Consider the following 13250-nt stretch of genomic DNA (forward strand, 5'->3'; position numbering starts at 1 on the left):
TAGGACATTGAGTCGGACGCACTGAAGTTGGCTCTCGGGCGCAGGTTTGCACAGACCACTCCCCGCGGTGGTGCACCAGCTCGACCCGGGGGCCATGACTTGGGTGCATACCCGGATACATAGGAGGAATCGCAAAGATGTCTCGTGCTGTCGGAATCGACCTCGGCACCACCAACTCCGTGGTCGCCGTCCTCGAAGGTGGCGAGGCCACCGTCATCGCCAACGCCGAGGGCTCCCGGACCACCCCGTCGGTTGTCGCGTTCGCGCGCAACGGCGAGGTACTCGTCGGGCAGCCGGCCAAGAACCAGGCGGTCACCAACGTCGACCGGACCATCCGTTCGGTCAAGCGCCACATGGGTGAGGGTGACTGGACGGTCGCCATCGACGACAAGAAGTACACCCCGCAGGAGATCAGCGCCCGGACGCTGATGAAGCTGAAGCGCGACGCCGAGGCCTACCTGGGTGAGGACGTCACCGACGCGGTCATCACCGTGCCGGCCTACTTCAACGACTCGCAGCGTCAGGCCACCAAGGAAGCCGGCCAGATCGCCGGCCTCAATGTGCTCCGCATCGTCAACGAGCCCACCGCCGCGGCACTCGCCTACGGCCTGGACAAGGGCGAGAAGGAACAGACCATCCTGGTCTTCGACCTCGGTGGCGGTACCTTCGACGTCTCGCTGCTCGAGATCGGCGACGGTGTCGTCGAGGTCCGCGCGACCTCCGGTGACAACAACCTCGGTGGTGACGACTGGGATCAGCGCGTCGTCGACTGGCTGGTCGAGAAGTTCAAGAGCACCAGCGGCATCGACCTGACCAAGGACAAGATGGCCATGCAGCGTCTGCGTGAGGCTGCCGAGAAGGCCAAGATCGAACTGTCGGCGTCGCAGTCGACCTCGATCAACCTGCCCTACATCACCGTCGACGCCGACAAGAACCCGCTCTTCCTCGACGAGCAGCTGTCGCGCAGCGAGTTCCAGAAGATCACCTCGGATCTGCTCGAGCGCACCCGTGCGCCGTTCACCGCGGTGATCAAGGACGCCGGCATCTCCGTCGGCGACATCGACCACGTCGTGCTCGTCGGTGGTTCGACCCGGATGCCCGCCGTCACCGACCTGGTGAAGGAACTCACCGGTGGCCAGGAGCCCAACAAGGGCGTCAACCCGGACGAGGTCGTCGCCGTGGGTGCGGCCCTGCAGGCCGGTGTGCTGCGCGGCGAGGTCAAGGACGTGCTGCTGCTCGACGTCACCCCGCTGAGCCTCGGTATCGAGACCAAGGGTGGCGTGATGCACAAGCTGATCGAGCGCAACACCACCATCCCCACCAAGCGCTCGGAGACCTACACCACGGCCGAGGACAACCAGCCGTCGGTGCAGATCCAGGTGTACCAGGGTGAGCGTGAGATCGCCTCGCACAACAAGCTGCTCGGCAGCTTCGAGCTCGGCGGCATCGCACCGGCCCCGCAGGGTGTCCCGCAGATCGAGGTGACCTTCGACATCGACGCCAACGGCATCGTGCACGTCACCGCCAAGGACAAGGGCACCGGCAAGGAGAACTCGATCCGCATCCAGGAGGGCTCGGGCCTGTCCAAGGACGAGATCGACCGGATGATCAAGGACGCCGAGGCGCACGCCGAGGAAGACCGCAAGCGTCGTGAGGAGGCCGAGACCCGCAACCAGGCGGAGTCGCTGGTCAACCACACCGAGAAGTTCCTCAAGGACAACGAGGACAAGGTCCCGGCCGAGGTCAAGACCAAGGTGGAGGCGGCGATCGCCGAGGCCAACGAGGCCCTCAAGGGCACCGACATCTCCGCGATCAAGTCGGCCATCGAGAAGCTGTCGGCCGAGTCGCAGGAGATGGGTCAGGCCATCTACGCCGCATCGGCCGCCGAGAGCGCCGACGGTGCCGCCGCCGGTGGGGCCACCGGTGCCGCCGACAGCGACGTCGTGGACGCCGAGGTCGTCGACGAGCCCACCGGAGACAACAAGTGACGCAGGCGGACCCGCACGGTCCGGCCGGTGATGAACCGATCACCGTGACCGACAACCGACGGGTCGACCCGGAAACGGGTGAGGTCCGCGGCCAGGGTGAGTCCACCCCGGCGGACGGGAGCGATTCGGCTCCCGCCGCCGAGGCGGCCCCTGCCCCGGAAGAGTCCGCCACCGCGGCATCCGACGAGGTCGCCGAGCTCACCGCGGCGCTCCAGCGCGAGCGTGCGCAGTTCGCCAACTTCAAGCGGCGCTCTGAGGAGGAGAAGCAGGGCCGGGTGGCCTATGGCAAGCAGGTGCTGATCGAGAAGCTGCTGCCGGTCCTCGACGATCTCGACCGCGCCCGTGAGCACGGCGATCTCGAGACCGGACCGCTGCGTGTGGTCGCCGACAAACTGGCCGGCACCCTCGACTCCGAGGGTCTGGTCAAGTTCGGTGAGCCGGGCGACGAGTTCGATCCGGAACTGCACGAGGCCGTCCAGCACGACGGCAGCGGCGCCGAGCCGGTCATCGGCTCGGTCTACCGCAGCGGATACCGATTGGCGGACAAGGTGATCCGGACCGCCATGGTGACCGTCACCGATCCGGTCCCGGCCGCCGGTGACGCCGCAAGCAGTGGTGCATAATCACCTGCACACCCTTTCGGTGGTGCGCTGACGCCGTCCCCGGCGCGCGCACCACCGAAGCCGGTGCAGCAGAAGACCGGTACAACTGCAGACACGACTTCATCCAGACACGTTCATATCGAAGGAGGTGACGTCTGGTGGCTCCGCAACGAGAATGGCTCGAGCGGGATTTCTACAAGGATCTGGGCGTTGCTTCTGACGCTTCGTCTGAAGAGATCAAGAAGGCTTACCGCAAGCTCGCCCGCGAGCTGCACCCGGATGCCAATCCCGGGGACACGAAAGCCGAAGAACGATTCAAGCGGGTGTCCGAAGCGCACAGCGTGCTCTCCGATGCCGACAAGCGCAAGGAGTACGACGAGACCCGCGCGATGTTCGCCGGCGGCCGGTTCCGCGGCGGCGGCAACGGTTTCCCCGGGGGATTCCCCGGTGGTGGCGGCGGAACCCGGTACTCCACCGACGGTGGTGCCGACTTCAACATCGGCGACCTCTTCGGCGGCGGTGGCGGCGCAGAGTCCGCAGGCGGTTTCGGTGACCTGTTCGAGGGGCTGTTCAACCGCGGCGGGACAAGCGGTGGGCGGGGTACGTCCACGGCGACCCGCCCACGGCGCGGCAACGACCTCGAGACCGAGACCACGCTGACCTTCGCCGACGCCGCATTGGGTACGACCGTCCCACTGCGGGTGACCAGTCCGGCCCCCTGCACCACCTGCCACGGCAGCGGTGCCAAGCCGGGCACCAGCCCCCGGGTCTGCCCCCACTGCAACGGCTCCGGCTTCGTCAGCCGCAACCAGGGCGCATTCGGGTTCAGCGAACCGTGCCAGGACTGCCAGGGCACCGGCTCGCGGATCGACGATCCGTGCACCGACTGCGACGGCAGCGGCGTCAAGGTCCGCGCCCGCACCATCAACGTCCGCATCCCGGCCGGTGTCGAGGACGGGCAGCGTATCCGTCTGGCCGGCCAAGGTGAGGCCGGACGCCGCGGTGCGCCGTCTGGCGACCTGTACGTCGTCGTCCACGTCACCCCCGACCGGGTGTTCACCCGCAGCGGCCACGATTTGCGTGTCCAACTGCCGGTGTCGATCTCCGAGCTGGTGCTCGGGGCGACCGTGTCGGTGCCGACGCTCGACGGCTCGGTGGGTGTCAAGATCCCGCCCAACACCACCGACGGCCGGACCCTCCGGGTCCGCGGACGCGGTGTGCCCAAGCGGGCCGGCGGTGCCGGTGACCTGCTGGTGACCGTCAAGGTGGAGGTCCCCCGCAAGCTCGACGACGCCGCGGTGGACGCCATGAAGGCCTACGCCGAGGCCGAGCGGGCGGCCGGATTCGATCCACGGGCGGGCTGGGGGCGATGAACCATGGCCGCAGCACGCAAGAATCCGAATGACCCCAACGCCACCTTCATGATCTCGGTGGCGGCCGAACTGGCCGGCATGCATGCGCAGACCCTGCGCACGTATGACCGGCTGGGTCTGGTCACCCCGCAGCGCACCAGCGGCGGCGGGCGACGCTACTCGTCGCGCGATGTCGAGGTGCTGCGCGAGATCCAGCGCCTCTCCCAGGAGGAGGGCGTCAACCTCGCCGGCATCAAACGGATCATCGATCTGACCAATCAGGTCGACGCCCTGCAGCAGCGGATCCGCGAACTGCAGGGGGAGGTCGAGGCGCATCGGTCGCGACGCGGGGGCGAGCTGGTCCCTGTGCCGCGGACCAATGCGCTGGTGGTGTGGCAACCACGCCGCCGACGCGGGACGGAGTGAGGCCGGACCGACCGCACGGTCGTCGGCCACACGCCGGCCCGGCCCGGACAACCACAAGCACGTTCACAGCAGATCCGATCCTCAGGTGGCCTGTCGCCACCTGAGGATCTCGCGTTAACCTGTGGCGTTGACGAGAGGTCGTGGGAGATCGCGGCCGGGAGAGGAGATGACGGGTGAGCCAGCCTGCGGAGTTCTCCGTCGCCGAACCCGCCGTACTCGGTGTGTCGGTGCTCGGCGAGGAGATCGCGATGGTGGTGCGTGACGCCACCGGCGACATCGTGGCCAGCAATCTCGTCGAACTCACCGATGCCTCCCCGACGTCGGCGGCCGCGGCCTTCGCCGACCTGGTCGAATCGGCGCCGTTCCGGGTCGACGACATCGTGATCGCCTGTGCCCGCGACGACGTCCGCGCCCACCTCGAATCGGTGCTGCACGGGCCGTCGGCACCCGCCTGGGCGGCTTCGGTGGGCTTTGTCGACCTGCCGTCGGTGCTCGCGCAGGCCGCGCGCCGCGAAGCCGACGGAGTGGTGGTGGCCGTGGCCCTCGACGGCGCCGGATCGGTGGCCGCGGGCCGGACCATCGCCCTGGTCGACGCGTCCCACGGAACCGCGGTGGAAGCACTGGAAGTTCCTGTTTCACAACAGATTCCGGTGACCCATCCGGAGGGATTGCGGCCGCTCGCGGACTACCTCGCCGCGTCGTCGGTGCCCCGCGTGGTGTGCGTCGGCTCCGGTGCCGACACCCCCGGTGTGATCGGTGCGATCGAATCCACGGGGGTGCGTGCCACGGTGGTCCCGGCCCCGGTGTTCGCCCTGGCGCAGGGGACCACCCAACTCCTCGCGACCACCACCCACCGGATCGCACCGATGGCCGGGGTGGTTCCCGTCCCGGTGGCCCCGGTGAGCGCGGTGGCCGCGGCCGCCGCGTCGCGCGGTGCGATGCCCCCGCCACCTGCCGACCCCGCGCTCCTGGCCACCGCACCGACCCCCGGGTCTGCGCGCGGGAGCACCGGCTTCGGCCTGCGGTGGTGGGCGATCGGTGGGGCGGCCGGAGTCGCCGCCCTCGTGTGCCTGACCGTCCTGGTGGCGCTGTTCACCGGCGACGACGGGACCAGTCCGGCCGCCACCACCTCCACGGTGACGGCGCCGGGCACGACGGAGCAGGTCACCGTCACCCGCACCGAGGCCGGTGACGCCGCGACGGTCACCGACGAGCAGACCGTCACCCGTACCGTCACCGCCACGCCGCAGACCCGGACCACCGAGCGCACCGTCACCGAGACCGTCACCCAGACCGCCGACGCCACCGTCACCGCCACCGAGTCGGAGACCGTCACCGAGACGGTGACCGTGACCGAGTCGCCGCAGGGGCAGGGTGGCTCCGGTCCACAGGGCTAGCAAGGGCCCGCCCGCGGGGGATCTCAGTACATGGGGTCGTGCTGGATCAGGCTGGCGCGGACCCCGGCGATGATCAGACCGCGTCGGGTGTTCTCCACCATGGCCGGCGACCCGGTGATCAGCGTCTGGTGGTCGTCCCGCGGTCCGGCCGCCGCCACCACGTCGACGAGTCGGCCGATCTCGTGGTCGATGCCCAGATCCGATGGTGACGCCGTCTGATCGATCCACCACGGGTTCTCCGCATTCTCGGACACCGCGGTGATCCGCAGCCACGGATTGGTCGAGGCGATACGTCGCAATACGGGCAGGTCGTACAGCTCTCCCGGGTGGCGGGCGCCGTAGAACACGTGCGTCGGCGGGGCGTCGGCCCGTGCCGACATCTCGATGAGCAATGCTCGCAGCGGGGCCAGTCCGGTTCCGCCGGCCACCATCAGCACGCGACGGTCACGATCGACATGCAGGGTGCCGTGCGCCTGTGCGAGGGTCCACACGTCACCGATCCGGGTCTGCCCGACGATCGTCGTGCTGACCGGGCCACCCGGCACCGATCGGACGTGGAACTCGAGTTCGCCGTGCGGATTCGGTGGGATGGCAGGGGAGAGGCTGCGCCATTCCCGCGGCCATTGCGGGATCTGTACCTCGAGGTATTGTCCGGTGTTGAACCGCAGTGGGGCCTGCGTGGTCAGCCGGACGACGGCGAGATCGCGGGTGATCCGGAACTTCTCCACCACCTGTGCGGTCCAGGTGGCCGGTCCGGTCGCGGTCTGGGCCGCTCCCCGCATCACCCCGGTCACCAGCATCATCGCCTGACCGACGGTCCGTTGTGCGTCCTCGTCCCAGTAGGTGCCCAACAGCGCCGCGAACTCGCCCATCAGCGCCTGATAGATCGCCTGATAGTTCTCCGGGGTCACCCCGAACTTCCGGTGGTCGCGGCCGAGCTGTGCGAGGAACTCGACGAGTTCGGTCTGTCCGGTCTCGGCCGGGATCACCTCGAGCACGTGGTCGACGACGTGATAGAACGCCTTGCGCTGGGTGGTCATCATCGCCCCGAACAGCTCCCGCAGATCGGGGTCGATGGCGAACAGTCGGGTGTAGATGTTCGTCGAGAACCGTTCGGGATCGCGATTGACCAGTTCTCGCAACTGGTGCAGCACATGGCGCGAATGATTGGCCACGCCGGCACCTCCACACACTCTCGGATCCCACGATCGCGCCGGCGAACTCCTGCGGGGTCGCACGGGGCCGTCGGCGCGTGTCCCATTCTGCCCTCATCCCCCGTCCGGATGACGAATTGCCCGCCGCGCCGGGTGTCGTGCGTGTGACCTGGCCGGGTGTGGCAGGGTGGGAAGCGTGACGACGCTCGACGGCCTGATTGACGGGATCGTCGACACCCATGTCCAGCAGTGGAATCCGCGCAGGAGTCCGCGTCTGGGCCGTCGGATGTCCCGGGTGCAACGGGTTGTCCCACGTTTCGGGGACAGGGTCTTCTCGGTGGTCTCCTCCCAGGCCGAGCGAGAGTATCTGCTCACCCCGCGGCTGGTGGCACGTGCCTACGAACCCCGTCAGTACTCCAACGACGTCGCCGCGGTCCCCGCGGTGTGCGGGGTGCCGATCGAGTCGGTCGTCGTCACCGACGCCTACACGCCCCTCGACGAGGACGAGTACCCCGCCGACGACCACTGTGCGGCCGAGGTCGACTACCTGCTCGGGTTGCCTTTCGGGGCGGCGCCTGCACCCCGGCTCGGGGCGATGATGGTGCGGGGAAACCCCACGCTCGACGGATTCGCCGACCGCCTCGACACCCAGCTGGCGGTGTCGGACAAGATCCGGGGTATCCAGATCAACGCGAGCCGCCATCCGGACCCGAAGGTGCGCGACGGGTGCCAGACCGACGGGCTGCTGGCCACCCCGGCGTTCCTGCGCGGGATGGAGGCGGTGGCCGGGCGGGGCCTGGCCGCGGAGATCTTCGTCTACTCCCATCAGCTGTACGACGTGGTGACCGTGGCCCGGGAGTATCCCGACACCACCATCATCGTCGACCATCTCGGCTGCCCGGTGGGGGCCTTCGGGCCGGTCGGGCTGCGGACCGGTACCACCGCCGCGGCGCGCGCCGACATCCTGCGATTGTGGCGGGAGCGGATGACGTCACTGGCCACACAGACCAACATCGTGATCAAGCTGTCGGGTCTTGCCTTGCCGGTGCTGGGATACGGTAGCGAGCCTTGGGGCAACATCGGTGCGCGTGACACCCTCACCCACATGGTCGGTCCGCTGGTCAAACATGTTGTCGCGCACTTCGGTTCATCGCGGGTGATGTTCGGATCCAACTTCCCGCTGGACAAGCCCAATGCGTCCTTCGAGATGGTTGTCGGGAGTCTGCTCGACGTTCTCGAACCGTGGGGGGAGCATGTCCTGCGCAGCGTGTTCCGGGAGACCGCGCGGAAGACCTATCGCATCGGCGATTGATCTGCCGCGCAGTCGTTCTCCGGCGACCGCCCCGATCAGTCCTCGTCGAGGGGACCCTCGGGGATCGGTGGCTGCGGCACCACCGGGTAGGACCCGGTGTAGCCGGCGCGCTCGGCGGCGACCGCCATCACCTTGCCCCGCACCGCGTACCAGCCGCCGACGAGCAGCGGGATGCCGACGACGATCGCGATGAGATTCCAGATGTTGTCGTAGCACATCAGCACCACGACGGCGGCCAGGAAGATCAGCGTCGCCACCCCGGTGTACGGGGTGCCCGGCAGACGGAATGCCGGGCGGGTGAGGATGCCCTTGCGTTCCCATCGCCACAACTGGAGCTGGCAGGCCACGATCATCGCCCAGGTGGCGATGATGCCCAGCGCCGACAGGTCGAGGGCGATGTTGAACGCGTCCTCGGGGACGAAGAGATTGAGGACCACGCCCAGCAGGGTCAGGCCGCCGGTGAGGGCGATACCGCCGAACGGCACACCGTTGCGGTTCATCACCGCGGTGAATGCCGGCCCGGAACCGTTCATCGCCATCGACCGCAGGATGCGGCCGGTGGAGTACAGCCCGGCGTTGAGGCTCGACAGCGCTGCGGTGAGCACCACCAGGTTCATGATGCCGCCGGCCGCGGGGACCCCGATCTTGGAGAAGAACGTGACGAAGGGACTCTCGCCCTTGTGATAGGCCGTGTACGGCAACAGCAGGGCGAGCAGGATCAGCGAGCCGACGTAGAACACCGCGATCCGCACGATCACCGAGTTGATCGCGCGGGGCATCACCGCGGGCGGATCGGCCGTCTCACCGGCGGCGATGCCGACGAGTTCGACTGCGGCATAAGCGAAGATCACCCCCGACGTGACGATCACCAGGGAGAAGGCGCCGGTCGGCAGCAGGCCCCCGTTGTCGGTGATGACGCTGATGCCGGTGGGTTGACCCTCGACCTCGAAACGTCCGGCGAGGAACACGATGCCGACGACGAGGAACAGTACGAGTGCGGTGACCTTGATGATCGACGCCCAGAACTCCATCTCGCCGAACAGTTTCACCGAGATGATGTTCATCGCCATGACGAGCGCGAGTGCGATCAGGGCGATCAGCCACTGCGGGATGACCTCGAACATCCCCCAGTAGTGGACGTACAACGCCACGGCCGTGACGTCGACGATCGCGGTGGCGGCCCAGTTGAAGAAGTAGAGCCACCCGGTGACGAAAGCCGTCTTCTCGCCGAAGAACTCACGTGCGTACGAGACGAACGACCCCGATGACGGGCGGTGCAGCACCAACTCGCCGAGTGCCCGGAGGATGAAGAAGACGAACAGACCGCAGACCGCGTAGGTGATGAACAGGCCGGGCCCGGCATCGTGGAGTCGACTGCCGGCACCCATGAACAGGCCGGTACCGATGGCACCGCCGATGGCGATCATCTGGATCTGCCGGGGTTTCAGGCTCTTGTGATAGCCCTCGTCCTCGTGGGCGAGAGCCGAGTTGTCATAGGTTGTCTCGGGTTCGGCGGTCATGATCCCCCTCGATGGCGCCGGATGTACGACTGGAACAACCCGCCACGGTAGTGGTGCAGTTTTTCGACGAAAGTTCGTCTATGTAAAGAGTATTCGAGAAGACGGGGGCGAACACCGCGGGAAAGTCCCTGTGGTACAAGGATTCTTCTCCGAAGATGTCCGATTTAACACGTGACCTGTGTGGCGGTGGTCACCTGATCGGTCTTCGCGGTGCCGCTCAGCGACCCCGGAACCACCCGTTCCGCGAAGGACGATCGTCGGGTATGGGGACGTCACGCAGGGTGCGGACGATGATGTCGACGAACTCCGCACAGTGCCGGTACCGGTCCTCGGGGTTCTTGGCGAGTGCCTTGGCGAACACCGAATCGAGTGACGACGGCAGCCATTCGCGGCGCCGGGTGAGTTTGGGCGGGGTGTCGCGGATGTGGGCGTAGGTGATGGCGAACGCGGTGCTCCGGGGGAATGGTGGCAGACCGGTGAACAGCTCCACCAGGCTGCAGGCGAAGGCGTAGATGTCGCTGGCGGGCGAGAGTTGCTGGGCTTGGAGCAGTTCGGGGGAGGCATAGGCGATCGATCCCTGTACCCGGCCGTTCCGGGCCAGGGGTCGGGCGTCGTCGAGCAACTGGGCGATTCCGAAGTCGGACAGGAGCATGTCGGCGTCGTCGGAATCGGAGGTGAGCAGGATGTTCGCGGGTTTGATGTCGCGATGCAGGACCTCGCAGGAGTGTGCGTAGTCGAGCGCCTCGCCGATCTGCTGCGCCAGGCGCAAGACCACCGACACCCGCGGCTGCCGGTTCTCCCCGGGGATCAGCGACACCGCCGAGGGACCGGCCGCGTACTGCATCGCCAGCCACAGGGTGTTGTGTGCTCGCCGACCGTGGGGATCGCCATCGGTCGGGGCCGGATCCGCGGATTCGGCGATCTCACCGCTGGCGTACATCGACGCGATGTGGGGGTGCTGCAGCACGGAGGCGATCGAGTACTCGCGCTCGAATCGTTCGCGGGCCCGCGCGGCATCGGCACCATGGGTGTAGAGCACCTTCAGTGCGACGGGAGTCGCGTTACCGGTGTGGTGGGCGCGGTAGACGTCGGCACTGCTGCCGTGCCCGACCATCGCATCGACGATGTAGTCGGCTACCGCGTCCCCCTGTCCTAGCACTCGTCCAGATTAGTGCGGCGTCAGCCGGAAGATCGGGAACGCGCGTCCCTCGGCGGTCTCGGTGTACTTCGCGAACCCGTCGGAGGCCGCCAGGAACAGCTGCCACGCCTGCTCACGCTGCACCGGATCGAGTTCGGTGGCCCGCGCGGTGTAGGTCTCGACGCCGACGTCGCCGGGGCGCTCGACGGTGACCTCGGGGTTCTTGCGCAGGTTGTGCACCCAGGCGGGGTCCTTCGGTGAGCCGGCGGCGCTGCCGATGATCAGCCGGCCCCCGGATTCCTCGGGAATGGACATCAGCGGGTTGATGCGTTCGGCCCCGGACCTGGCGCCGACGGTGTGCACGAGGATCAGGTGACGACCGAAACCGGCCGTGGTCACGGTGCCGTTGTTGGCGCGGAACTCGTCGATGATGGTGGTGTTGAAGTCACTCACGGCTTCCATGGTGCCACTTAGGGTGTAGTCCATGAGCGATGTTGACCTGAGTGAGTTGATTGCCGACCTTCCCGCGCAGATGGTCGTCACCGACCTCGACATCCTCGCCGGATATCGCCAGGACCGCGCTCAGGACCCCGACGCAGGCACCCCGCTCGCAGTGATCCGCCCGACCACCACGGCCGAGGTGCAGACCGCCGTGCGCTGGTGTGCCGCCAACAAGGTGCCACTCATCACCCGCGGCGCGGGCACCAGCCTGTCCGGCGGCTCCACCGCCGTCGACGGCGCGGTGATGATCTCGACGGAGAAGATGCGCGAGTTCACCATCGACACCGACACCCGGACGGCCGTGGTCCAGCCGGGTCTGCTGAACGCTGAGGTCAAGGCGGCCGCGGCGGCCAACGGACTCTGGTATCCGCCCGACCCGTCATCGTTCGAGATCTGCTCGATCGGCGGGAACGTGGCGACCAATGCGGGCGGACTGTGCTGTGTGAAGTACGGCATGACCGTCGACTACGTTCTCGGCCTGCAGGTGGTGCTCGCCGATGGGCGGGTCATCCGACTCGGCGGCAAGCAGCTCAAGGACTCCGCGGGGCTCTCACTGGTCAAACTGTTCGTGGGCAGCGAAGGACTGCTCGGGATCGTCACCGAGGTCACGTTGCGCCTGCTTCCGCCGCAGGCGTCTGCGTGCACCGTGGTCGGCACCTTTGCGTCGGTGCGCGAGGCCAGCGAGGCGGTCCTCGCGATCACCGCCCGCATCCGTCCCGCGATGCTCGAGTTCATGGACGGGGTGTCGATCAACGCCGTCGAGGACATGCTGCGGATGGGTCTCGACCGCGAGGCGGGTGCGCTGCTGGTGGCCCAGTCCGACGCCCCCGGTCCGGCCGGGGTGGCCGAGGTCGCGATCATCCGGGAGGCCTTCGAGTCCCACGGCGCCGCAGATGTTTTCGACACCGACGATCCGGCCGAGGGCGAGGCGTTCACCGCCGCGCGGCGCGCCGCGATCCCGGCGGTGGAGAAGCTCGGCTCGCTGCTCCTCGAAGATGTGGGGGTGCCGTTGCCCGCGCTACCCGACCTGGTGGACGAGGTGGCGGCGATCGCCGCGGAGAACCGGGTGATGATCTCGGTGATCGCGCACGCCGGAGACGGCAACACCCACCCGCTGATCGTGTTCGATCCCGACGACGCCGACGAGCACTCCCGTGCCCAGCGTGCTTTCGGTCAGGTGATGGATCTCGCGATCTCGTTGGGCGGCACCATCACCGGTGAGCACGGCGTCGGACGCCTGAAGAAGGGATGGCTGCCCGATCAGCTCGGGCCCGACGTCATGGAACTCACCGCGACGATCAAGCATGCCCTCGATCCCGAAGGCCTGCTCAACCCGGGAGTGCTACTGTAACCGGCCGTCTGTGGAAATGCCAGGGCCGCAACGTGTTCTGTCGACGCCATCGAGGTGGTCGTGTGTCGGGTTCGTCTGGTGGGGGTGTCGGCGGGCTTCGTCGCCGACGTGTTGGGTCCGTGCTGCTCGTCGTCGGCGTAACTGTCGACTGCCCCCGGTTTGGTTGAGTGTGGCGCCCTGTTCGCTGGTTGAGCAGGTCGTCCTCGCGCAGCGAGGGCGCCCGGCTGTCGAAACCTGGTGAGGTGGTTGTGTGTCGGGTTCGTCTGGTGGGGGTGTCGGCGGGCTTCGTCGCCGACGTGTTGGGTCCGTGCTGCTCGTCGTCGGCGTAACTGTCGACTGCCCCCGGTTTGGTTGAGTGTGGCGCCCTGTTCGCTGGTTGAGCAGGTCGTCCTCGCGCAGCGAGGCCGCCCGGCTGTCGAAACCTGGTGAGGTGGTTGTGTGTCGGGTTCGTCTGGTGGGGGTGTCGGCGGGCTTCGTCGCCGACGTGTTGGGTCCGTGCTGCTCGTCAT

Annotated in this window: 11 protein-coding genes; 7 read left to right on the forward strand and 4 right to left on the reverse strand. The window is 67.7% G+C overall.

The window, feature by feature from the left end; all coding sequences use genetic code 11:
• Positions 1–137 precede the first annotated feature (137 nt).
• The 5 genes from dnaK (at position 138) to ACWDUA_RS08955 (ending at position 5765) form a co-directional block, all read left to right on the forward strand.
• Positions 138–1988: a molecular chaperone DnaK gene (gene dnaK, locus ACWDUA_RS08935; protein WP_449750648.1), complete on the forward strand. Its 1851-nt coding sequence runs from the start codon at positions 138–140 to the stop codon at positions 1986–1988.
• Positions 1985–2611, forward strand: coding sequence for a nucleotide exchange factor GrpE (gene grpE / locus ACWDUA_RS08940; RefSeq protein WP_449750649.1), 627 nt, complete (start codon positions 1985–1987; stop codon positions 2609–2611). The genes dnaK and grpE overlap by 4 nt, the downstream gene beginning before the upstream one ends.
• Positions 2612–2748: 137 nt before the next feature.
• Positions 2749–3963 carry a molecular chaperone DnaJ gene (dnaJ, locus tag ACWDUA_RS08945; RefSeq protein WP_449750650.1) on the forward strand — a complete coding sequence of 405 codons (1215 nt, stop codon included), beginning with the start codon at positions 2749–2751 and terminating at the stop codon, positions 3961–3963.
• A 3-nt stretch (positions 3964–3966) separates the two neighbouring features.
• Complete coding sequence (locus ACWDUA_RS08950) at positions 3967–4368, forward strand: heat shock protein transcriptional repressor HspR (protein ID WP_449750651.1); 402 nt, start codon at positions 3967–3969, stop codon at positions 4366–4368.
• A gap of 173 nt (positions 4369–4541) precedes the next feature.
• Positions 4542–5765 carry a hypothetical protein gene (locus ACWDUA_RS08955; RefSeq protein ID WP_449750652.1) on the forward strand — a complete coding sequence of 408 codons (1224 nt, stop codon included), beginning with the start codon at positions 4542–4544 and terminating at the stop codon, positions 5763–5765.
• Between the two features lie 23 nt (positions 5766–5788).
• Here the strand turns inward: ACWDUA_RS08955 and ACWDUA_RS08960 are convergent, their stop codons facing one another.
• Entirely contained in the window at positions 5789–6940 is a 1152-nt protein-coding gene (locus ACWDUA_RS08960) for an FAD-binding oxidoreductase (RefSeq protein ID WP_449750653.1), read from the reverse strand.
• 175 nt (positions 6941–7115) lie between these two features.
• On the opposite strand from ACWDUA_RS08960, the gene ACWDUA_RS08965 reads away from it, so the two are divergent.
• On the forward strand, positions 7116–8231 hold the full coding sequence (locus ACWDUA_RS08965; protein ID WP_449750654.1) for an amidohydrolase family protein: 1116 nt from the start codon (positions 7116–7118) through the stop codon (positions 8229–8231).
• Between the two features lie 35 nt (positions 8232–8266).
• Here the strand turns inward: ACWDUA_RS08965 and ACWDUA_RS08970 are convergent, their stop codons facing one another.
• From ACWDUA_RS08970 to ACWDUA_RS08980, 3 genes are all read right to left on the reverse strand, one after another.
• Positions 8267–9751, reverse strand: coding sequence for an amino acid permease (locus ACWDUA_RS08970; protein ID WP_449750655.1), 1485 nt, complete (start codon positions 9749–9751; stop codon positions 8267–8269).
• A 217-nt stretch (positions 9752–9968) separates the two neighbouring features.
• Complete coding sequence (locus tag ACWDUA_RS08975) at positions 9969–10910, reverse strand: serine/threonine-protein kinase (protein WP_449750656.1); 942 nt, start codon at positions 10908–10910, stop codon at positions 9969–9971.
• A 9-nt stretch (positions 10911–10919) separates the two neighbouring features.
• Positions 10920–11342 (reverse strand): nitroreductase family deazaflavin-dependent oxidoreductase, encoded by a 423-nt coding sequence (locus ACWDUA_RS08980; protein ID WP_449750657.1) that lies wholly within the window; start codon positions 11340–11342, stop codon positions 10920–10922.
• Between the two features lie 31 nt (positions 11343–11373).
• Here ACWDUA_RS08980 and ACWDUA_RS08985 point away from each other — a divergent pair, with 31 nt between their 5' ends.
• The gene (locus ACWDUA_RS08985) at positions 11374–12741 is read left to right on the forward strand and encodes an FAD-binding oxidoreductase (protein WP_449750658.1); all 1368 of its coding nucleotides are present in this window, start codon (positions 11374–11376) and stop codon (positions 12739–12741) included.
• Positions 12742–13250 lie beyond the last annotated feature (509 nt).

This window comes from Gordonia sp. NPDC003376 (assembly GCF_053589235.1).

What these genes read in the sequence shown, in the direction of transcription:
- ACWDUA_RS08970 (WP_449750655.1), bottom strand. Translation starts at nt 9,751, where the DNA reads ATGACCGCCGAACCCGAGACAACCTATGACAACTCGGCTCTCGCCCAC.
- ACWDUA_RS08950 (WP_449750651.1), top strand. Translation starts at nt 3,967, where the DNA reads ATGGCCGCAGCACGCAAGAATCCGAATGACCCCAACGCCACCTTCATG.
- ACWDUA_RS08985 (WP_449750658.1), top strand. Translation starts at nt 11,374, where the DNA reads ATGAGCGATGTTGACCTGAGTGAGTTGATTGCCGACCTTCCCGCGCAG.
- dnaK (WP_449750648.1), top strand. Translation starts at nt 138, where the DNA reads ATGTCTCGTGCTGTCGGAATCGACCTCGGCACCACCAACTCCGTGGTC.